Raw genomic sequence first — 22,154 nt, 5'->3', positions numbered from 1 at the left:
TGAGAAACAGCAAGTGAAAATTCCTGAACCGGCACCTGAGAAAAAAGAAGCAAAGGTGGAACAGCCATCAGTGCTACCCATCAATGCTCAGGAAGCTGAAGTAAAGAAAACAACTAAACCTTTATCAAAACCAACAGGAATCTCCTCAGGATTCAGCATCAATTCTTTTTTGAATAAAGAAGAAAAAGTAGAAACAACAGAAAGTACTGCTGTAAGAACTGAAAATCTTCCTCAAAACCATTTTACCGATACAGACCTACAGGTAGAATGGAAAATCATGCTGAAACAATTACAGATGAAAAATACTTTCGTCTTTAATGCTGTAAAAACCTTTAAACTGGAGAAAAAAGAAGAGAATAAAATTAAAGTTTTGTTCCCTTCTGACTCTGCGAAGGTAGAATTTGATAAAATAAGTGGAGAATTTTTCAATCATTTCAGAAGAAAAGTTCAGAACTATACAATAGAGATAGAATACGTGAGAGACGTTGAAAATCTGAAGATTGAGGTAGTTACTAAAAGAAAAATATTTGAAAAATTCATCGAGAAAAATCCACTTTTGAAAGATTTAGATGATTTAATGAAGTTTGATTTGACATAATTTTTATATATTTGTCAAAGATTTTTGTGAAAAATAAGTTTTCAACAAAAACAAATTGCAACCAGAAACGCTAAAACAAAGACATTTCCAGAAAAAAATGGAAAAACTGACTAACACATATCTGTCTTTTTTTGCACCCGCTAATTACTTTTTTAGCGGTTATTTTAGCTTTTCTGCTTCTTATTTTAGAAATTTCAGAACCTATTACCGATTTTATTGGTATTGCTAACTGAATTTCTTTCCAAAAAATACAGGAGAAGTAGAGCCCTTTTATTATCCTGATTTCCTTTAACAACATTAACGGCATTTTTTGAAAAGAATTATAAATTAAATTTTATAATCAAAGGGCTATTGCTGTGAACTAATTTAAAATATAAAACAATAAAATTTAGAATAATGAATTTAAAAGATTTAAAAAACGAGTGGATCAATGAGCTTACACAGCCATTAATGATTGCAGGACCATGTAGCGCAGAAAGTGAAGCTCAAATGCTTGAAACAGCGAGAAGAATTAAAGAATCCAACGCCAATGTATCTGTTTTCCGTGCCGGTATTTGGAAGCCTCGTACCAAACCAAATGGTTTCGAAGGAGTAGGAGTGATCGGTTTGAACTGGCTAAAAAAAGTAAAAGAAGAGTACGGATTTAAAACTGCTACTGAGGTTGCTAATGCACACCATGTTTTCGCTGCTTTAGAAGCTGATGTAGATGTTCTTTGGATCGGAGCTCGTTCTACTGTAAACCCTTTTACAGTACAGGAAATTGCTATGGCATTAAGAGGTACTAATAAGCCTGTATTCGTTAAAAACCCTGTAAATCCGGATCTGGCATTGTGGATTGGAGCTCTTGAAAGGCTTTTAGGACAGGATATTAAAAACCTAGGAGTTATTCACAGAGGATTTTCTACATACCAAAAAACCAAATACAGAAATAATCCGAACTGGCAGATCGCTCTTGATTTCAAAAGCCAATTCCCGGATATTCCAATGTTAATTGATCCATCTCACATTTGTGGAAACAGAACTGGACTTGCAGATATTACACAGGAAGCCCTTAACGTTGGATACCAGGGAGCTATCATTGAATCTCACTGTAATCCGGATGAAGCTTGGAGTGATGCATCACAACAGATTACTCCTGAAGTACTGGCAGATTTAATCGGAAATCTAAAAGTAAGAAACTCTAATTTAGCAGGTTTTGAAGGCGAAATGGGAAGACACAGAACTTTAATTTCTGATCTTGACTTCCAGCTAATCGAGCTTCTTTCTCAAAGAATGAAGATTTCTGAGAAAATCGGTAAACTTAAAAAAGAAAATGATATCGCAATCTTCCAGCCGGAACGTTGGAAAGTAATCACAGAATACGCAAATCAAAAAGCTAAAGAAACAGGAATGTCTCAGGAGTTTATTGAAAAAGTATTCAAGGCAATTCACGAAGAATCTATTGAAGTACAGAACAATATTATGATCGACAGAGACTAATTGGTCTCTTATCAGGAAAGAATCAGAATGAAGGAAATTTTTTCCCAATACTAATGTTGAAAACCTGAATACTATAAAAATTAGGGCTTAGATTTTGAGATATAGGAAAGATGAAACATTTGTTTTTTAAACCTATTTCCCGAATCCTAAGCCCTAATTGCTTATATTTGCACTAACATTATCTATGAAAGGAAAAATCATTAAATCTACAGGCAGTTGGTATCAGGTTTTGGAATTGGAAACCAATAAAATTTTCGAAGCCAGAATCAGAGGAAAGTTTAAGCTTATTAAAACACGACTTACCAATCCGCTTGCTGTAGGAGATTTCGTTGAATTTCAGCTTGAACAGGATGATATTGCATGGATTACCAAAATAGAACCACGCACCAATTATCTGATCAGAAAATCGGTAAACCTTTCAAAAGAAGCTCACATCATTGCTTCCAATATAGACCTTGCATGCTTTATTTTTACGCTGAAACATCCGGAAACTTCATTGGGGTTCCTGGACAGATTTCTTGCTTGTTGTGAAGCTTACAATATTAAACCATTAATTTTATTCAATAAGATTGATGTGTTGCATGAAGAGGAAATTGAAATTGTAAAAGATACTGAGTTTCTTTATCAGGAAATAGGATATGATACGCTGGAAATTTCGTCTTATTCCAGATTGAACCTTGATCAGCTTCAGGAGTTGCTTAAAGACAGAACATCCGTATTCTTTGGACATTCGGGGTGTGGGAAATCCACTTTGGTAAATGCTTTGCAGCCTGGGCTTAATTTAAAAACTTCTGAAATTTCAGATACCCATTTAAAAGGAAAGCATACCACAACCTTTGCTCAGATGCATTTCTGGGATTTTGGCGGAAACGTAATCGATACCCCCGGAGTACGTGAATTTGCCATGATTGACATTGAAAAAGAAGAAGTACAACATTATTTTCCTGAGATTTTTAAAAAGAGAGAAGAATGTAAATTCCACAACTGTCTTCACGTAAATGAACCGAAATGCGCTGTTATTGATGCTTTGGAAACCGGAGAAATTCAGCATTCCCGTTATTCTACTTATATCAAATTAATGGATGAGGCAGAGGAAGCTTCTCAAAAATAACAAGATATACTTTTTACAAAATAATAACCGATCAGTACATACTGGTCGGTTTACTTTTATATTCAAATTATACATTGTTTAAATTAAAGAGTAGTAATTTTTATTCTTTACATTGGAAAAATATTTCATTTTTAAATAACTCTACTTTTTGAAACGAATTTTTTTGAACATAACTCCACTTTTGCCGTTTTTTGATTTTACAGAAAAAACAAAATTCTAAAATTAAGCTATTATTTAATGAACTGAAATTTTAGTAATAATATATTAATATGTTTTTTTGAAGGCTGTAATTTTATCAATTTGTTAAAAATAAGCCCTGTTTTTTGAAAATAAAAAACCCAGCCGAAGCTGGGTAAAAACTAATAACCATGAAAACTCAAATTAAACATGAGAATCGCAATAGAATAAACAATTACTGTGCCAAAGTTTGGTTCATGATTTCTTAATAAAAGTTATTTTTATGTTAAAAAAAAATTAAAATAAAAATCACGGATATTTTTTGTAATTTTGCACCATTAAAAAAATATACATTTATGTCTAACATTACATTCACTATGATTAAGCCTGATGCTGTTGCTGACGGACATATCGGTGCTATATTAGGTAAGATTGCTGAAGGAGGTTTCAAAATCAAAGCTTTAAAATTAACTCAGCTTACAGTTGCTGACGCGAAAAAATTCTATGAAGTACATGCTGAAAGACCATTTTACGGTGAACTTGTAGAATTCATGAGCTCTGGTCCTATCGTAGCTGCAGTTTTAGAAAAAGACAACGCAGTTGAAGATTTCAGAACATTAATCGGAGCTACTAACCCTGCAGAAGCTGCAGAAGGTACTATCAGAAAAATGTTCGCTAGAAGCATCGGAGAGAATGCTGTTCACGGTTCAGATTCTGACGAGAACGCTTTAATCGAAGCTCAGTTCCATTTTTCAGGAAGAGAGATTTTCTAAGAAATTTTCTTACAAAATAAAAAACCGGAGATATTCTCCGGTTTTTGTTTTTTAGTCATATTGTTATCATTAAAGATTGTTCTCTATTGCTCCCACTTTTTCTCTGTAAAGCTCAAGAGGTTTATTAAGAAGAACAGCAATAACAGTCATGTTTTTATCAAGCCTTTCCTTCGGTATATCAATATAAATAATTCCCGGTCTGTCACTCCAGTAAAGCTTGTTATAGATTTTATGGGAGAGCAGTGTTCCGTCACCTACAATTCTTATTCTGGCAATGTCATTTTTTATTCCTTTCAGAGCGATAGGACCCGTTGGAGTACCTTCAACAAAAAGATATAAGGTTTGTTTATCCTTTGAAAGTGCACTCATCCCGGAATAATGTCCGTCAGGTAATCCTTTTTCTGTTTCAAAAAGTGCTTCAGCGTGTTTACTCATCCAATTGATGATTTCAGGATTGGTTTGTGATGTCTTTTTTAGTGACATGTCAAGTCCGTCATTTGTCAGCCCTGAATTATTTGTGACATTATTTCCACTATGAAGCGCATTTGTCATATCATATACTGCAGATTGAGTGTTTTGATTCGCCAGCAAAGCAGATAAAGATATTTTTTCCTCTTTAAAGTCTGTCAGGAATTGAGGCGGGGTTTCAAAATTAATTTCAACAACGGTTACATCTTTATCAAAGTTTGTATTTTGAAAATTCAATGTTAAAGTTTTTTCTGTGCTATAATCTATTTTTACCGCAGCTTTGGAATCACTGATAATTCTTGCGGAAATAGGTTTTGTTCCCAATCCATAAATTTTAGTAAAGCTTTTTGCTTCTTCCAAATAAAGAAATAAAGATTTTCCGGATGTAGATAAGGCTGATTTTCCTTTGTAATTTTCAAAAGGAATTCCTCGGTTTGTCTCATAGATAGCAGAAGCATGCTTTGATGTCCATTTTCCCAGATCTTTCAATATCTCCGCTTGTTTTTCCGGAATGGTTCCGTCTGATTTTGGTCCGATATCCAATAATAAGTTTCCTCCCATACTGATTACATCGGCAAGGGTACGGATGATCATATTGGATGTTTTATAATTGTCATCATATGGCTGATATCCCCAGGAATCATTCATGGTGTAACAGAGTTCCCAATATGGGCTTTGTGGTGCGATAACAGGAACTCCTTGTTCGGGAGTATCATAATCTCCATGATTATTTAATCTTGAATTGATGATAATATTGGAATTATAACGCTTTAAAAGGTCTAAAGTCTGTGAGGCTTTCCATTCTTCGGAAGTATGTTCCCAATCTCCATCAAACCATAAAAGATCAGGTTTATATTGTATTGAAAGCTCATTCAATTGTGATTGATAGTAATTTACAAAATTCTGCCAGCGCTGTGGATCTTTCTTACTATCGTACCGTTTTTTTGTTCTTGTATTGATATCATAAAAGGAGTGACTCCAGTCAGGGAGAGAGAAATACAGTCCAGTTTTTAATCCTGAATTTTTGAGTTGATATAAAAAAGGAGTTAAAACATCTTTTTTGGCTAAAGAATTTTTTGGGATTGTGATGGCATTTTCAGATTGTGAATTCCAAAGTGAAACTCCGTCATGATGTTTAGTTGTAATTACAGCATATTTTGCTCCGGATTCTTTGATAAGTTTTACCCACTGCTCTGGCTGGTAGTCTGAAGCTGAAAAATGATTAAGCTGCTTCATGTAATTTTCATGGTTCACATAATTGTTGAAAAAAGACCAGGATTCCGATATTCCATTTACAGAGTAGATTCCCCAATGAATAAAAATACCCAGTTTGGCATTCTTAAACCATTCCATTTTCTTATGATCAGCAGATTGTGCTTTTGCGTAGCTGCCGGATACAGATAACACTACTCCAAGGAAAAGAGCTTTGAACAGCTTATTTCTCATGATTAATTTTTTATGCTAAATATAATTAAAGAATATCTATTTTCCCGAGATCGCTTCGTTTTCATTTGAATTTTTTGATATTAAATTGTTTCATTTTTTATTATTAACCAAATTAATCTCATTGGTTTAAATTGTAAAGCATTCAAACATAATTTGTTGTATTTTAGAAGGGTAATAAATGGAACGCTTATTGTAAATTATGTAAAAAAGCAATTATGAAAATTCCAGCATTATTAATGGCGAGTTTATTGACGGTAGGTGTTACTGCACAGACAACAAAACCTGTCACGAAAACAAAAAAGCCGGTAAAGAAAGTTAAAAAGATAGTGAAATCCGATACAGCAGAAAAGCCGAGGATTCCCAAATTACCTATTACAAAAGATACAATTAAGCATGAACCGGGCTATTGTCCGGCTTGTGGACTGGGATAAAATATGAAAAAACCACTCTTAGGAATATCAATGATGGCAGAAGCAGAATTTGTTTCTGCTATTTTGCCTTTATTACAAAAGAGTTCAATAGAACTACTCGAATGGTCGTTTGATACTTTTTACAATGTCAAAGAACCTGAATGGCTAAATGATCTTCTCAATTTTTACTCTGAAAATAACCGTCTGATAGGTCATGGTGTTTATTACTCACTATTTGATGCTAAATGGAATGACAGACAAATGGTTTGGCTTGAAAAATTAAAGCAAGAGGTTCGTAAAAGGAACTATAATCATATCACCGAGCATTTTGGCTTTATGAATACTGAAAATTTTCACCAGGGAGTTCCATTGCCTGTATCTTTACATTCTCAGACATTGCTGATCGGAAAAGATCGGCTTTCCAGGCTTCAGGACGTTGTAAATATCCCGGTAGGAATTGAAAATCTGGCATTTTCTTTTTCGGTAGATGATGTAAAACAGCAAGGGATATTTCTTGATCAACTGATTGAAGATATTGATGGATTTCTGATTCTGGATCTTCATAATATCTATTGTCAAGCCTGTAATTTTGAAGTGGATATGCAGGAAATTGTTCAATCGTATCCGCTGGATAAAGTGAAAGAAATTCATCTTTCTGGGGGAAGCTGGCAGGAGAGTGTTTATGGGAAAAAATCAATTAGAAGAGATACTCATGATGATGACATTCCTGATGAAATATGGGCTATTTTACCTTCCGTTTTATCACAGTGTAAAAAAGTGGAATATATCATTATCGAAAGGTTGGGACATAGCATTAAAACGGAAGAAGACAAGCAGAATTTTTTGAATGATTTTGTAAAAGCGCAGGGAATAATTAATGAGTTGGATTGGTCAGGAAGAGAAGAGTCTTTTTGGAATAAAAAAGAGATGAATATTTCAAAAGAACCTCTTCAGGACATGGTCTTGTATGAGGAGCAAACGAGATTGACAAAACTCCTTTTTGATAACGTTGATCCGGAATTGATTAGAAAACAGGATTTTCAATATTTTGATACGGAAATCTGGAATGAAGAAATGATCATGACTGCCCAAAACATTCTCAAGAAATGGAATCCTTACTAAGAAGAAATTCACCACAAATCAAATTATATGAAAATGACAACAGTAGTACTCATTATTACCACAGTGCTTACGGCGCTTATTGCCGGACTTTTTTATGCTTATTCATGCTCTGTAGTTCTTGGCTTAGGAAAATTGAATGACACAGAATATTTGAAAGCAATGCAGAATATTAACAGGGAAATTCTTAACCCGTTCTTTTTTATGAGCTTTATGGGAACGGCAGTTCTTCTTCCTGTATCTGCGTTTCTGATGAGAGGTCAACAGCCTGCCTTTATTTTTCTTTTATTGGCGGCATTAGCTTATCTGATCGGTGTTTTTGGCGTTACGATAGCGGGAAATGTACCGATGAATGATACCCTTGATAAATTCGATATTTCCAATTCAACAAGAGAAGCTATTAAACAGATGCGTGAAAGTTTTGAAAATAGATGGAATTTTTTTAATAATATCAGAACTGTTTTTTCGGTAATCAGTATTACACTGGTTGTCTGTGCCTGTATATGGAATAAGGAAGGGTAGTGGGTAGAAATACTTAAATCTTAAATTCCGTATTTCTACGGATACTTTTGTGGTACTTTATTCAGAAATTTGTGTAGTTAGTAAGAAGGATTTACACATTTAAAGAATTTTGTAAGAAAAATTAATAACCACGGCAACTTAAATCCCAATGAGAAAAGGCAGCCCCAAGGGACTGCCTTTTGTTATGTAAAGAAATATTTTCTAAATTTTTAAAAGCTCAATGGTTCTTTCCGGGCTTTCCGCAGAGAATACTGCATTACCCGCAACTAAAACATCGGCTCCTGCTTCGAAAAGTTTGGATGCGTTGTCAAGATTTACACCTCCATCTACCTGAATAAGTGCTGTAGAATTATTGCTTAAGATTAAATCCTTAGTTTCTGCAATTTTTTTGTACGTATTCTCAATGAACTTCTGCCCTCCGAATCCAGGGTTTACACTCATTAATAATACTAAATCTACATCTGCAATAATATCCTCAAGCATTAAAACCGGAGTGGAAGGGTTCAATACAACCCCAGCCTTTGCTCCTTTACTCTGAATATGATGAATTGTTCTGTGAAGATGTGTACATGCTTCATAGTGCACGGAAATAAGATCTGCACCGTGATTAATGAATTCATCAACATATTTTTCCGGTTCAACGATCATTAAGTGAACGTCTACGAATTTTTTAGCATGCTGCTGAACGGTTTTCATCACAGGGAAACCAAATGAAATATTAGGTACAAATCTACCGTCCATAACGTCGATGTGGAACCAGTCTGCCTGAGATCTGTTTAACATTTCAATGTCTCTTTGCAGATTCCCAAAGTCTGCTGATAAAAGGGATGGAGCAATAAGCTTCGTTTTCATTTTTACTTTTTATACTTTTACTTAGATTTCAGATAATAGACATCAGATAATAGACATCAGATATCAGATTTAGAGTGCTGTTGTTGGAGTCTAATGCCTGATATTTGTTATCAAATTTCTTTAATGATACTTCAGTTTCATTTCCGGCTTGATTCTCAGAACAGTTTCGTAGATCAGTGTAATAACATTGGCTACGTCTTCTTTAGATACCATTTCTACTGTTGTATGCATGTAGCGCAAAGGTAAGGAAATTAATGCACTTGGTACTCCGCCATTAGAATGAGCAAAAGCATCAGTGTCTGTTCCTGTAGATCGGCTTGCTGCAGCTCTTTGATAAGGGATTTTTTTAGTTTTTGCGGTATCAATGATAAGTTCTCTGATGGTATGATGAACGCTTGGTGCGAAGAATACAACAGGTCCGGCACCGCATTTCTGATCGCCTTCTTTCTTCTTTTCTATCATCGGTGTAGTGGTATCATGGGTAACGTCTGTTACAATCGCTATATTAGGTTTAATAGTATCAGCAATCATGTCAGCGCCATATAAACCTACTTCTTCCTGTACAGAATTGGTAATATAAAGACCAAATGGAATAGATTTTTTATTCTCTTTTAAAAGTCTTGCTACTTCAGCAATCATAAATCCTCCGATTCTGTTATCCAAAGCTCTGCAGACAAAATATCTGTCATTCATTTCAAAGAACTCATCAGGGTAAGTAATCATACATCCTACAAAGATTCCCATTTTTTCCACTTCTTCCTTAGTTGTGGCACCGCAGTCAATGAAAATATTTTCGATTTTTGGAGTCGGTTCATCTTGGTTGCCTCTCGTATGAATAGCAGGCCATCCGAATACTCCTTTTACAATCCCGTTTTCCCCATGGATATGTACTACTTTTGAAGGAGCAATGGTCTGGTCGGAACCTCCGTTTCTGATTACATAAATAAGCCCGTCATCAGTAATATAATTAACGTACCATGAAATTTCATCAGCATGCGCTTCGATCACTACTTTAAACTCAGCTTCCGGATTAATGATCCCATAACAGGTTCCATAATGATCTACTTCAATTTTGTCAACATAAGGTCTGATGTAATCCATCCAGACTTTTTGTCCTTCGTGCTCGTAACCTGTTGGCGATGAGGTGTTTAAATATTTTTCTAAAAATTTCAAAGATTTCTTTTCAAATTTCATAAAAAGGAATGATTTTTGCGTTTAATTTTTGTTCTTATAAGTGTAAAAATAATGAATTTTAATAAGATTATTTGTCTTTTTGTTTTCTTTTTTGGAGTCAGTGTTTTTGGTCAAAAGGATACTGTGGTTGCAAAACCTCTCAATCAATACCCGCCTGAATCCCTTAAAGTGGATGAATTTGGCAATAAATATTATTACGACGAGCAGCAGAAGGTGAAAATTTATGAAGTAAACGGAGAGCCTGTGGTAGTATTAGATGAGCTGGTTTTGGTTAATAAACCTAGATTTAACAATCAACTGGATAAAAATTACTACTATTTCCTTAACAAAAAGCTGTATAGAGTATATCCTTTATTTGTAACCGCTTTACAGCAGTACAGAGATATTCAGGTAGATATGAATGATATGGATAGCAAGGCTAAACGAAAGTTTGTAAGAGAAAGACAAAATATGCTTGCAGATCAATATGAAAAACAGCTTAGAGATCTTACTACAACAGAAGGACAGGTTTTTGCCAAGCTAATGAACAGGGCTACGGGTAAAAACGTATACGAAATTATTAAAGAACTTAGAGGCGGATTCAGTGCTTTTTGGTGGAACTTAAAAGGAAAGATGGCTGATATTGATTTAAAAGACCGTTATGACCCACATAAAAACAGAACTGATGAATTTGTAGAATCCCTACTTCAGTCCAATTGGAATTCAGGATATTTAAAACCTTACCCTGGAGCCAATGATTTTAAAGTGAGAAAATAATAATAACATAAAAATTCCTGTAAGAAGTGCTTACAGGAATTTTTCTTTTAATTTATCAAATACAATTTTGTCGATAGGAAGAGGGAAGGGATTGTCTGGTCTGTCAATATCCATCCATTCTGTTTTTTCAATGCAGGGATCAAGAATCAGAAATTCTTTTTCATCTACAATGTTTACTATATAATATATGGTAAGAAGTTGCTCATTTTCTCTGAAGCGGGAAACCAGAAAGTCTTCCTGGGTATAAAAATGTTCTGCAACATCTATTTTTACATTCAGCTCTTCATCGAACTCACGATGTAAACACTCAAGTGTCCCTTCACCATACTCCAATCCGCCACCTGGAAATTTCACTAAAGGTTCACCGGCATATTCCTCAAATAAGGTAAGAACTTTTTTATCTTTTACTGCACAGCCATACACTCTAATGTTGATCTTATCTATCATATATATAATGTATAATATTTTATATAGTTAAAGGTAATGAATTTTTCTGAGGCAAATAAAGCTAAAACAACGGAAAATCGAATTTGCTGTCAGACCTTATTTAGTATTTTACCTTTATTGTTTTTTTATTGTTTAACCGCATTAATCATCTCTCTTTTCCCTGGGGGACCTTGTTTTTTCTCTACCTGGAAATTCAGTTCCTTAAGTATTCTTCTTACGCTTCCCTTGGATGAATAGGTTGTTAATAATCCGTTAAGCGCCATTTTGTCAGAAACCATTTCGAATAACGGCTTTTCCCAAAGGTCAGGCTGTACTCTTGCTCCGAAACAGTCAAAGTAAACAAGGTTGATTTTAGGTAGATCAATGTTCTTTAGGTCGAAAAAATCACATTCTATCTTTTTTAAGTTGAATCCACTAATAATTTCAACTGACTTTTCCCAATCTTCCAGATGAATTTTCTGATAAATATTTTTTAACTCAGGGTTATCAAAAAGTTCAAAATAAGCTAAATCGTTAACTTCGGATTCATTTATGGGATATTTTTCCAGCGAAAAATAATTGATGACATGATTTTTGTCAGTTTTTAAATATTCATTAATTGTCACCAAAACATTCAAACCTGTTCCAAAACCTAGTTCTAAAATATTAATTTCGTAATCATTTATTAAATTTAGTCCATTTTTAATAAACACATGTTCTGCTTCCTGAAGTGCGCCATTGTGAGAATGATAATTTTCGTCTAACTCACTTATAAACAATGTTTTACTTCCGTCTTTTGTGGTCTTAATTTCTCTTTTCAAGCTAATTTTTTGTCAAATTTACTCTAAAATTTTTATATTTAGAAAATTATGTTAAATTTGTAGAACATCGTAAAAATTTTAAAAAATGATAATTCAAAAAACTGAAAACTCCAGAATTTCTACATTTGACCCAAACAACTTTTCATTTGGAGGTACATTCATAGATCATATGATCATTTGTGAGTACGAAAACGGAAAATGGGGTGATGTAAAATTAGTTCCTTACGGTCCGATTCCATTTACACCTGCTATGATGGGAGTAAACTATGGGCAAGCTTGTTTTGAAGGTATGAAAGCCTATAAAGACAAAGACGGGCAGGTTTTCCTTTTCAGACCTGAAAAGAATTTTGAACGTATCAATAAGTCAGCGAAGCGTCTTGCTATGCCTGAGGTGACTGAGGAAATGTTTTTAGACGGATTAAAAGCATTAGTAGATATTGACAGAGACTGGATTCCTCAGGGAGAAGGTATGTCTTTATATATCAGACCATTGATTTTTGCTACAGAAGAAGCTTTGAAAGCTAGAGTTTCTGAGAAATATATGTTTGCTATCGTTGCAACACCAGCTAAGAGCTACTATTCAGAACCCGTTTCTGTAAAAATCTCTGATCACTATTCAAGAGCTGCAAACGGAGGAGTAGGATCTGCTAAAGCAGCAGGAAACTATGCCGCTTCTTTCTACCCAACTCAATTAGCTATCGAAGAAGGATATGAGCAAATTATCTGGACAGATGATGCTACTCACGAATATTTCGAAGAGAGTGGTACAATGAACGTATTTGTAAGAATCAACGATACAATCTATACACCTCCAACTTCTGAGAAGATCCTTGACGGTGTTACAAGAGATAGCTTCATTCAATTAGCTAAGAAAAGAGGTATTGAAGTAAAAGTAGAACCCATTCCGGTAAAAACAGTAATTGAAGCTTTGAAAGGTGGAGAGCTAAAAGAAGTTTGGGGAGTAGGTACAGCAGTTGTGACAACTCAGTTCCAGGCTTTAGGATATCAAGGTGAGAAATTAGAACTTCCAAGATTATCTGACGAGGAAAGCTATGCTGCGATTCTTAAGAAAGACTTAGTAGATCTTCAAAATAACCTTTCTGAAGATCCATTTGGATGGAGAGTAGCTGTAGATCACGCACTTGAAACAGTTTAACAGTATTTCATCAATACACTATATAATATAAAGCCGGGAAATTCCTGGCTTTTTTTATTTTAAAATACCTATTAAAAATTTAGTTACAGGAAGAAGTTTTTTATAGAATGTAGTTGAAGTATATGGTTGATTTTCTTTAAAATTTAAATTCATCTTAAAGGTTTAAAAGTTATTTTGGCTATTATTGCTATATTGCTGCATTAATACATTACTATATTTCTGTATCAACTTTTGTAATTGATTCACGAAATGTGTATTTTCGCAAAAGTTTATGAAAAAATTACTCTTCATATCAGCCATAAGTTTGTTGAGCTGCAATAGAAATGCACAGACGGCGCATCCTCCTGTAGGCGGTGTTTTAAGCCAGAAAGATCTGGACGTTTCTAAGAATAGAATGAAAAACCTGAACACCATTGAAAGAGGGCAGATTCAGGATTGGATTAATGGACAAAACATAAAGTTTTATCCTACGCAGCTTAATTACTGGGTGACAGTGGATGGTTTTGATCGCAGGGAAAGGAGAGCAGATAATTCGCTGATTTCTTATTCTTATGAGTTGTATGACTTTGATCAAACCAAGATCTATGATCAACCTTTTGAAAGAAGAGATGCCAAATTTGGGCATTTTGATGAACTGAAAGCGGTGGAGAATGCTTTACGTTTTATACATGATGGAGAGGAGGTGACGCTTTTGGTACCGTCTTCTTTGGCTTACGGAACTTTTGGAGACGAAAAGAAAATAGACAATGATATCCCATTAATCATAAAATTAAAAGCTTTATAATACATGAAATTGTTTAACAAGAATATAATTCTGGCAGCGGCAAGTATTTCGCTGATGAGTTGTACCCCAATTTATAAAAAAATGAACGTAGACAAAGAAACTTACGAAGGTCTTAATGACGGACTTTATGCAAATCTTCAAACCACAAAAGGTAACATGATTGTTAAGTTTGAGGACAAGAAAGCACCAGTAACTGTAGCCAACTTTATCGGTCTTGCTGAAGGGAAAATCGACAACAAAGCTAAGGCTAAAGGAGTTCCTTACTATGACGGAACTATTTTCCACAGAGTAATCAAGGATTTCATGATCCAGGGAGGTGATCCTCAAGGAACTGGAATGGGTGATCCTGGATATAAATTTGAAGATGAAAGAAACGATCTTAAACACACAGGAAAAGGAATTCTTTCTATGGCGAATTCAGGACCAAATACAAACGGTTCTCAGTTCTTCATCACTGAAGTTGCTACACCTTGGTTAGACGGAAGACACACCATCTTCGGAAAAGTAGTAAAAGGTATTGATGTTATTGATACGATTGCTAATGTTGAAAAAGGAGCGCAGGATAAACCTAAAACAGATATTGTTTTAGAGAAAGTTTCTATTTTCGGTAAAGGTGATGAGTATAAGAACTACGATGCTGCTAAAACTTTCAACGAAGGAAAAGCTAAAATCGCAGAAAATAATAAAGCTTTCATTGCTAAAGAAGAAGCTGAAAAGAAGAAAAGAGAAGAAGAATTCAAAGCAAATCAGGAAAAATTAGTTGAAGGTTTAAAAGCAGGAATGCAAAAAACTGAATCTGGTCTTTACTATAAAATCACTAAGACTGCTGACGGTAAAGCTCCAAAAGCAGGTGATAACGTTTCTGTACACTATGCAGGAAAATTAGTAGACGGAACTGAATTCGATTCTTCATTCAAAAGAAATGAGCCTATCGAAATTCCAATCGGAATGGGAAGAGTGATCAAAGGATGGGATGAAGGTATCCTATTATTGAAAGAAGGAGAAACTGCTACATTATTGATCCCACCAGCAATGGGTTACGGAGAAAGAGGAGCAGGAGGAGTTATTCCGCCAAACTCTTGGTTAATTTTCGATGTTGAGCTTGTTAAAGTAAAATAATTGAATCTTTAAGATATGAAAGCCGTCCTGAAAAGGACGGCTTTTTGATTTTCAATACCGTAGAAACCCTGATTTAAGCAAATAAAAATTATTCCTATCTTTATCATTCACCAATGAATAAAATAGAAAATATGTTTGACCTTAATTATGACTTAATAAAACAGGAAATAGAAGCTGAAGTTTGTAAAGAACATAATGTACATCCGGAATTTGTGAAAACTGATGAAGGATTTGGAATAAAAGCCTGCTGCCAGCCTTTTCATGCGGAACTCGTAGCAAAATCTGAAAAAATGATTGAAGAAGAAACTACAAAATTTCTTGAGAAAATGATGAAAGATATTTTTAAAGAATAAAATGTAAAATGATAAAAAAACCACCCTTCAAAAAGGTGGTTTTTCAGTAAAAGAAAGAATTAAAAGTTATATGCCTCTGCCAATTCTTTTTTTCATACCTGTTCCGGAAAGGGAACCGATGAATAAAAGACCAAAGCCGATATAAGCGGCAAAGGCGGTCAGATATATTATTAAGCTATTTAAACTTGGTTTCAAGCTGTATACCAATACAGAAAAGGCAGCAAAACTCAATACCAAAAGCAAGCTCCAGATATGCATTTTCGCAGCATCTTCATTTCTCTTAAAAATCATTTCAAAAAAGGCTCTCATCATTACTAACATTTTAAGGGTTATACATTTAATTAGAAATAAAGCAACGCTATTATCACGGTAAAAAGAAAGGCATATTTCTTTACTGGGCTAAGGTTCGTGATAACTTTGCCGTTTATTTATATCGTTATACCGGGCATAAAGTCCGGGATTAAAAATATTTAGAATCAATATAGATTCATGGAAATTTATGATACCAGTCAGATACGGGGCGCAAGATTGCTGTGAAAAATAAACCGAGGGTCATTTTTCACGAACCCGTATCTTTTACGGCATCGTAGAAAAAAAAGGATTCATATACATCAATATGAACTTTGAATCAGTGGAAAACTGAAAATCCACAGAAAACCTTTTTTCTCATCCTTAGTGCTTTTTTATAATTTTTTTCTCGAGAAATAACATGCGAATATCATGCCAAAGTGATAACTCTACAATTAACAGTTTGAGTTATTATGTTTTATTTTGTTGTTTTTCAGTGTTTTTTATGGTTTATTTCCTTAAACGAAGAAAAATAAATTTTGCTTGTGGAATTGTTAAAATGATTAATAAAACTATTTTCTTAAAATAAAGAATTAGATTTGAGTATGGAAGAGAATGAAGGAACTTAGCTCTCCTGGATCAGAACTAGCTGGTTTTATTTATATTTGGCTAAAGCCAATGCGGGATTTATTTTTATGATAAATGGACTAAAGTCCATTTCTATTGAATTTCCAAAATAAAGAGAGATAAAAATCTGTCTTTCTGGAAGAATTCTTTTGTGTTTTTTGGGACTAATAACTCGTGATCAAAAGAACCCCATCAAATCTTATAGAATTCAACGGGGTCTTATATATAGTAATAGTATTCTGTTACCAATTCTTATCAATCATATAGATAATCTGTGTCATTGTAACAGCACCTAATAGAAGTTCTCTTCGGTTCACTTTTTCAAAGGTGTCTTCTTCTGTATGATGAATATCAAAATAACGTTGAGAATCAGGCATCAGCTCAGCGGCAGGAATTCCCATATCATGAAGTGGGTAAAGGTCTGTTCCTGAAAATTGTTCTTCAAAGTTATACACTCCGTACGGCAGGAATAGTTTAGACCAACTTTGGATCTGCTTTCTTTTGGTTTGATCCATATCTAAGGCAATTCCTCTTGGAGCAAATCCTCCGGCGTCTGATTCAATGGCAAAAAGGTGTTTTTCATTATTTTCTTTAACCTCTTTTCCGTATTGGATTCCGCCTTTTACGCCATTTTCTTCATTGGCAAAGCAAACCACTCTGATAGTATGGTTATTTTGTATTCCTAATTTTTTGAAAGTTCTTAATACTTCAATACTCTGCACGATTCCGGCGCCATCATCATGAGCTCCTTCGCCGACATCCCAAGAATCAAGGTGTCCACCGACAACGATTACGCTTTGGTCCTTTTTACCTGTAATCTCACCAATGACAGAGTGGGAAAGCTTTTCTCCTTTCATTCCGCAGTTGGAGTTCAGTTTTGCTGTAATTTTCTGATTCTTTAATAAGATTTCCAGTTCATCAGCGGTAGTACTTCCGATAGCTACAGCTGGTATTTTGGATGTGTTTTCTTCATAACGCATTGCTCCGGTGTGGGGAACATCATCGAAAGCTGATGAGAGAGATCGGATAATTGCAAATTTTCCTCCTTTTTTAGCGGTTAAGGAAGCTGCTGTTGTTCTGTACTTTGCGGCATCACCGTATCCTTTAAATGTTTCTATGAATGACTGTTTAAATGCATAATTAAAGAATAGGATTTTATCTTTTACCTGTTCAGGTGTAAGTTTATTGTATTCGTCCATAGACTTTACCATGATAATTTCACCGGAAACATCTTTACCGTTTGTTCCTTCTGAATTACCAAGGGATAGCATTTTTAAGCTTTTCCAGTTTCCGTTTGAGGTTTTGATGTGTAGGGATTCTTTTCCTCTTACCCAAACAGGAATCATAACTTCCTGAAGCCATACTTTGTCAGCTCCGGCATCACGAAGTTTTTGTTCTGCCCATTTTACGGATTTTTCATAAGCTTCTGAGCCACTTAAACGATGACCAATGTTCTTGGTGAGTTCACGCAGATCATTATAGCCTTTTCCGTTATTTAAAACTTCAAGAGAAATTTTACTGAATTGTATTGAATCTTCTTTGGTCTGCCCGAAAACAGTCATTCCCAAAAGGAGTAATGTAGTTCCTAATATCTTTTTCATGGTTTTACCAATTTTTATCTATCATATAAATAAGTTGTGTCATGACCGTGGAGCCGAGAAGTAATTCTCTACGGTTGACTTTTTCAAAAGTATCTTCTTCGGTGTGATGAATGTCAAAATAACGTTGTGGCTCAGGGACGAGTTCTGCTGTTGGAACGCCCATCTCATGGAGTGGAGCAATGTCAGACCCTGAATATTTTCCTTCAAAGTTATAAATCCCATAAGGTAAAAAGAGATGTACCCAACTTTGGATTTGGTTTCTTTTTGTATCATCCATCTCCAATGAAATTCCTCTGGGAGAAAATCCTCCGGCATCGGATTCTATGGCAAAAAGATGTCTTTCATTGCTTTCCTTTGCTATCTTACCATATTGTTTTCCTCCTTTTGTTCCGTTTTCTTCATTTGCGAAACAGACTGCTCTGATGGTATGATTGTTTTGTATTCCCAGTTTTTTGAAGGTTCTTAACACTTCAATACTCTGAACAATTCCGGCACCATCATCATGAGCACCTTCTCCGATGTCCCAAGAATCGAGATGTCCGCCAACTACGATTACACTTTGGTCTTTTTTGCCTGTAATCTCACCGATGACAGAGTGGGAGAGTTTTTCGCCTTTCATTCCGCAGTTAGAGTTAAGTTTTGCAGTAACTTTTTGATTCTTTAATAAAGCTTCCAGTTCATCGGCTGTAGTATTTCCTATGGTTATAGCGGGTACTTTGACGGTATTTTCTTCATATCGCATATTTCCGGTATGGGGAATGTCATCGAACGCTGAGGAAAGAGAACGGATAATCGCAAATTTACCACCTTTTTTAGCCGTTAATGTGGCGGCAGTTCTTCTATAGGCACCAGCATCTCTATAGGAAATGAAAGTTTGCACGTTTCCCTGATTGAAAGGGTAATTAAAGAAAACAATCTTATCTTTTATCTTCTCAGCAGGAAGTTTGTCATATTCTTCCAGGGATTTTACCATGATAATATCTCCTGAAACATCTTTTCCGGCGGTGCCCTCAGAGTTTCCAAGGGAAAGCATTTTAAGACTTTTCCAGTTTCCGTTAGAAGTTTTAATGTATAAGGATTCTTTTCCTCTTACCCAGACTGGAATCATGACTTCCTGAAGCCATACTTTATCAGCACCGGCATCCCGAAGTTTTTGAGCTGCCCATTGTACGGATTTTTCGTAAGCCTGCGAACCACTTAAACGATTGCCGATATTTTTAGTAAGTTCCCGCAGCTCATCATAACCTTTTCCATTATTTAAAATTTCGGTGGAAATTCTACTAAACTGGATTGAATCTTCTTTAGTTTGACCGAATAAAGAGAGAGTTCCTAAGGCTAATAAAGATAAAGTGATTGTTTTTTTCATATTACCAGTTTTTATCAACCATAAAAATCATCTGTGTCATTGCAACTGCTCCGAGAAGAAGTTCTCTTTTATTCACTTTATCAAATGTGTCTTGTTCGGAATGGTGATAATCAAAATATCTTTGTGTATCTACCACAAGCTCTGCTAAAGGAATATCCAGCTTTTTCAGAGGAGAAATGTCCTGAATTGCATCTGTCTGATCGAAATCATAAATTCCATAAGGAAGAAAATATTCTTTCCAGGGAGAAACTAGTCTTCTTCTTTGTGGAGACATATCGAGAGAAAATCCTCTTGGCGAATAACCTCCGGCATCTGTTCCTAAGGCAAAGATGTGTTTTTCTTCTCTTTTTTTGACATAAGCCGCATACATTTCACGACCTTGCCCACCGTTTTCACTATTGGCGTACAAAACTACACGGATGGTGTGGTTATTTTCATATCCAAGTGCTTTTAATGTTCTCAACACTTCGATACATTGGGCAACGCCTGTTCCATCATCAGTTGCTCCTTCACCGATATCCCAGGAATCCAGCTGAGCCCCTAAGACAATGACTTTAGAGTCTTTTTTACCCTGAATTTCTGCAATGATATTTGGGTTTGTAGTGCTGCCTTTTGATTCGGCGGTCATATTGATTTTAGCAATTACCTTTTGCTTTTTTAAAGTTTTTTCCAGCTCATCTGCTGATTTTACACCAATTGATAATGCCGGAATTTTGACTTTATCATCTGGTTCGTAGTAAATCATTTTAGCATGAGGGGTATCATCATTAGCTGTGGTTAATGATCTTATAATTAATGCTTTTGCACCTGTTTTAGCGATGACAGAAGCAGAAATTAATTTTGATTTTGCTGTTTGTAAATAGGAGTCGCTTGTGTTAATGATTTTTGGGTCCATAGGGACATTCACGAAAACTATTTTATCTTTTAACTGTCCTATTGACATTGCATTAAGCTCAGAAGTGGAATTGATTAAAACAATTTCACCTGTCAGATCTTTTCCGCCTGTTCCTTCGGAGTTGCCAAAAGAAAGCATTCTGATGGTTTTCCAGTCTCCATTTTCTGCTTTTATCTGTAGGGATTCTTTTCCTCTGATCCAGATAGGAGCTTTGGCTTCTTGTCTCCAGATCATATTAATGCCGATTTCCTTAAACTTCTTCTCAGCCCATTCTACTGCTCTTGCATAGCCAGGTGTTGCACTGAAACGCGGTCCGATTCCCTTTGTAAGTTCTCCAAGATTGTCATAAGCTCTGCCATTGGTCATAATCTCGTCTGAGATTCTTTTGAATTCATCGTGATAATTTAATTTTACAGGAATTGCTGTTCTGCCGGCAGGTTTCTTCTGGATTTTTTTTTGAGAAAATAAAAATCCACTCAAAAAGAGTGGAAGTATAATGAATATTTTTTTCATTTTTATTTTACCTTTCTTTTTCCGCTGTTAAAAGTAGGGAAAAATTAGGAATTTATTAAGGTTTCATGTCGTACATTAACAGTGCTGTAATCAATTTCGGCTCAATAAATGTACATTTTGGAGGCATGCTTAGTTTTAGGTCTGAAATTTTAATCATATCATTAAAACTTACAGGATAAATTCCAAAGCCTGCTTTTCCTTCTCCGCTGTCTATTTTATCTTTTATAATGTTGATTCCATTAATATTGGAAGTTCCTTTTACGTAAGAAATTAATTCGGAACTATCCGGATCCTGGATTTTTAAAATACCTTTAAAAATATATTTATCCAATAAATGGTGGTCTAGGTTATCCAATGACATTTCTCTGGAACGAAGGTCATGCTTCACATGAAGTGAATAGAATTTACCATCCAGATACATTGAAATATGGAATTTCTGAGAAGGGAAGTATGGGGTTTCTCCTTTTTCGTGGATCAGGAAATACTGCTCAAGTTCTTTCAGGAACTGTTCACTGGAAAGACCATTCAGATCATGTAAGATTCTGTTATAGTCGTGGATTTTGATAGATTGATTTGAAACGATAAAGCTATATACAAAGTTATAAAGCTCTGTACCGTTGTGTCTTTTATTTTTCTCCTTAAGTTTTTTTGCATTTAATGCTGTTGAACCAATTCTATGGTGTCCGTCAGCAATATAGAATGAATCAATCTGATCGATTACTTCTTTAAACTGCTGTAGTTTTAAACGGTTGTCTATTCTCCAGATTTTATGTCTGATTCCCAAATTATCTACATGGTTGAAAATAGGAACGTTTTTTTCTTCGTGGTTCATCAGCAACTCAATTTTTGAGTTGGCAGGATAGGTAAGTAATACAGGTTCTGCCTGCAGGCTTACTTTTTCAAGGTAATGAGCCAGCTTTTCTTTTTTCTGTGGAATAGTACTTTCGTGTCTTTTGATTTTTCCATTCCAGAAATCTTCAATACTTGCAAGACCTAAAAGCCCTCTGAATATTTGTTTATTAGGGTATATTTGTTCGTAAAGATAATATGCAGAATTATCCTGGACCAATTTCTTTTCTTCCAGAAGTTCTTCAAATGTGGCGCGGATCTTTCTCAGGTTTCGGTCTACATCCTTGGATTTGCTTACAACATATGGTTTTATCATATTGATGTAAGTATTTTCAACTTGAGCTTTTTCTGCTATTTCTTCCTGGGTAAAATTATCCAGTGGATGAGTAGGGAAAGTATCCTCAAAGTCTCTGTGAGGTCTTATTCCACGGAAAGGTTTAAAAATAGGCAT

General features: G+C 35.0%; 22 protein-coding genes. 12 read left to right on the top strand and 10 right to left on the bottom strand.

The window, feature by feature from the left end:
- The first annotated feature begins 13 nt into the window (after positions 1-13).
- The 4 genes from AC5YGG_RS06285 (at position 14) to AC5YGG_RS06270 (ending at position 4,138) form a co-directional block, all read left to right on the top strand.
- On the top strand, positions 14-598 hold the full coding sequence (locus AC5YGG_RS06285; RefSeq protein ID WP_496143632.1) for a DUF8439 domain-containing protein: 585 nt from the start codon (positions 14-16) through the stop codon (positions 596-598).
- Positions 599-994: 396 nt separating this feature from the next.
- Positions 995-2,077, top strand: a complete 1,083-nt coding sequence (locus tag AC5YGG_RS06280) for a chorismate mutase (protein WP_496143631.1) — start codon at positions 995-997, stop codon at positions 2,075-2,077.
- A 184-nt stretch (positions 2,078-2,261) separates the two neighbouring features.
- Positions 2,262-3,188 (top strand): ribosome small subunit-dependent GTPase A, encoded by a 927-nt coding sequence (rsgA, locus tag AC5YGG_RS06275; protein ID WP_496143630.1) that lies wholly within the window; start codon positions 2,262-2,264, stop codon positions 3,186-3,188.
- Between the two features lie 533 nt (positions 3,189-3,721).
- Positions 3,722-4,138, top strand: coding sequence for a nucleoside-diphosphate kinase (locus AC5YGG_RS06270; protein ID WP_034687444.1), 417 nt, complete (start codon positions 3,722-3,724; stop codon positions 4,136-4,138).
- Positions 4,139-4,207: 69 nt separating this feature from the next.
- On the opposite strand, the gene AC5YGG_RS06265 is transcribed toward AC5YGG_RS06270, so the two are convergent.
- Positions 4,208-6,052 (bottom strand): alpha-L-fucosidase, encoded by a 1,845-nt coding sequence (locus tag AC5YGG_RS06265; protein ID WP_496143628.1) that lies wholly within the window; start codon positions 6,050-6,052, stop codon positions 4,208-4,210.
- 215 nt (positions 6,053-6,267) lie between these two features.
- On the opposite strand from AC5YGG_RS06265, the gene chrA reads away from it, so the two are divergent.
- Genes chrA through chrI form a run of 3 tightly spaced genes read left to right on the top strand, consistent with a single transcriptional unit; the run spans position 6,268 to position 8,103 of the window.
- On the top strand, positions 6,268-6,483 hold the full coding sequence (chrA, locus tag AC5YGG_RS06260; protein ID WP_496143627.1) for an MNIO class RiPP chryseobasin precursor ChrA: 216 nt from the start codon (positions 6,268-6,270) through the stop codon (positions 6,481-6,483).
- A 3-nt stretch (positions 6,484-6,486) separates the two neighbouring features.
- Positions 6,487-7,584, top strand: a complete 1,098-nt coding sequence (gene chrH / locus AC5YGG_RS06255; protein WP_496143626.1) for an MNIO family chryseobactin maturase — start codon at positions 6,487-6,489, stop codon at positions 7,582-7,584.
- A 27-nt stretch (positions 7,585-7,611) separates the two neighbouring features.
- On the top strand, positions 7,612-8,103 hold the full coding sequence (gene chrI, locus AC5YGG_RS06250; RefSeq protein WP_496143625.1) for a chryseobasin maturation helper ChrI: 492 nt from the start codon (positions 7,612-7,614) through the stop codon (positions 8,101-8,103).
- A gap of 201 nt (positions 8,104-8,304) precedes the next feature.
- Here chrI and rpe read toward each other — a convergent pair whose 3' ends face one another.
- On the bottom strand, positions 8,305-8,955 hold the full coding sequence (gene rpe / locus AC5YGG_RS06245) for a ribulose-phosphate 3-epimerase (RefSeq protein WP_065394719.1): 651 nt from the start codon (positions 8,953-8,955) through the stop codon (positions 8,305-8,307).
- Between the two features lie 120 nt (positions 8,956-9,075).
- Complete coding sequence (chrP, locus tag AC5YGG_RS06240; protein WP_496143624.1) at positions 9,076-10,149, bottom strand: chryseobasin maturation metalloprotease ChrP; 1,074 nt, start codon at positions 10,147-10,149, stop codon at positions 9,076-9,078.
- Between the two features lie 51 nt (positions 10,150-10,200).
- On the opposite strand from chrP, the gene AC5YGG_RS06235 reads away from it, so the two are divergent.
- Entirely contained in the window at positions 10,201-10,905 is a 705-nt protein-coding gene (locus tag AC5YGG_RS06235) for a DUF4294 domain-containing protein (RefSeq protein ID WP_496143623.1), read from the top strand.
- Positions 10,906-10,935: 30 nt separating this feature from the next.
- On the opposite strand, the gene AC5YGG_RS06230 is transcribed toward AC5YGG_RS06235, so the two are convergent.
- Together AC5YGG_RS06230 and mnmC2 are read right to left on the bottom strand one after the other, a co-directional pair.
- Positions 10,936-11,352, bottom strand: a complete 417-nt coding sequence (locus tag AC5YGG_RS06230) for an NUDIX domain-containing protein (protein ID WP_496143622.1) — start codon at positions 11,350-11,352, stop codon at positions 10,936-10,938.
- A gap of 125 nt (positions 11,353-11,477) precedes the next feature.
- The gene (gene mnmC2 / locus AC5YGG_RS06225; protein WP_496143620.1) at positions 11,478-12,152 is read right to left on the bottom strand and encodes a tRNA (5-methylaminomethyl-2-thiouridine)(34)-methyltransferase MnmC2; all 675 of its coding nucleotides are present in this window, start codon (positions 12,150-12,152) and stop codon (positions 11,478-11,480) included.
- 85 nt (positions 12,153-12,237) lie between these two features.
- Here mnmC2 and AC5YGG_RS06220 point away from each other — a divergent pair, with 85 nt between their 5' ends.
- The 4 genes from AC5YGG_RS06220 to AC5YGG_RS06205 all read left to right on the top strand — a co-directional run bounded on the left by AC5YGG_RS06220 (position 12,238) and on the right by AC5YGG_RS06205 (position 15,564).
- On the top strand, positions 12,238-13,308 hold the full coding sequence (locus tag AC5YGG_RS06220; RefSeq protein WP_496143619.1) for a branched-chain amino acid aminotransferase: 1,071 nt from the start codon (positions 12,238-12,240) through the stop codon (positions 13,306-13,308).
- 271 nt (positions 13,309-13,579) lie between these two features.
- Positions 13,580-14,092, top strand: a complete 513-nt coding sequence (locus tag AC5YGG_RS06215; protein ID WP_496143618.1) for an FKBP-type peptidyl-prolyl cis-trans isomerase — start codon at positions 13,580-13,582, stop codon at positions 14,090-14,092.
- Positions 14,093-14,173: 81 nt separating this feature from the next.
- Positions 14,174-15,211, top strand: coding sequence for a peptidylprolyl isomerase (locus AC5YGG_RS06210; RefSeq protein WP_228393992.1), 1,038 nt, complete (start codon positions 14,174-14,176; stop codon positions 15,209-15,211).
- 113 nt (positions 15,212-15,324) lie between these two features.
- Positions 15,325-15,564, top strand: a complete 240-nt coding sequence (locus AC5YGG_RS06205) for a hypothetical protein (RefSeq protein ID WP_496143617.1) — start codon at positions 15,325-15,327, stop codon at positions 15,562-15,564.
- A gap of 66 nt (positions 15,565-15,630) precedes the next feature.
- On the opposite strand, the gene AC5YGG_RS06200 is transcribed toward AC5YGG_RS06205, so the two are convergent.
- The 5 genes from AC5YGG_RS06200 to AC5YGG_RS06180 all read right to left on the bottom strand — a co-directional run bounded on the left by AC5YGG_RS06200 (position 15,631) and on the right by AC5YGG_RS06180 (position 22,154).
- Positions 15,631-15,876 carry a hypothetical protein gene (locus AC5YGG_RS06200; RefSeq protein WP_496143615.1) on the bottom strand — a complete coding sequence of 82 codons (246 nt, stop codon included), beginning with the start codon at positions 15,874-15,876 and terminating at the stop codon, positions 15,631-15,633.
- Positions 15,877-16,721: 845 nt separating this feature from the next.
- A complete protein-coding gene (locus AC5YGG_RS06195; protein WP_496143614.1) occupies positions 16,722-18,080 on the bottom strand; it encodes a M20/M25/M40 family metallo-hydrolase in 1,359 nt (452 codons plus the stop codon).
- Positions 18,081-18,084: 4 nt separating this feature from the next.
- Positions 18,085-19,446, bottom strand: coding sequence for a M28 family peptidase (locus tag AC5YGG_RS06190; protein WP_496143612.1), 1,362 nt, complete (start codon positions 19,444-19,446; stop codon positions 18,085-18,087).
- A 1-nt stretch (position 19,447) separates the two neighbouring features.
- Entirely contained in the window at positions 19,448-20,854 is a 1,407-nt protein-coding gene (locus AC5YGG_RS06185; protein WP_496143610.1) for a M28 family peptidase, read from the bottom strand.
- 55 nt (positions 20,855-20,909) lie between these two features.
- Positions 20,910-22,154, bottom strand: a complete 1,245-nt coding sequence (locus tag AC5YGG_RS06180; protein ID WP_496143609.1) for a DUF1015 domain-containing protein — start codon at positions 22,152-22,154, stop codon at positions 20,910-20,912.

This window comes from Chryseobacterium sp. CS2K3, from assembly GCF_059515185.1.
Note: the sequence above shows the minus strand (reverse complement) of the source record. Positions and strands in the feature narration are given on the sequence as shown.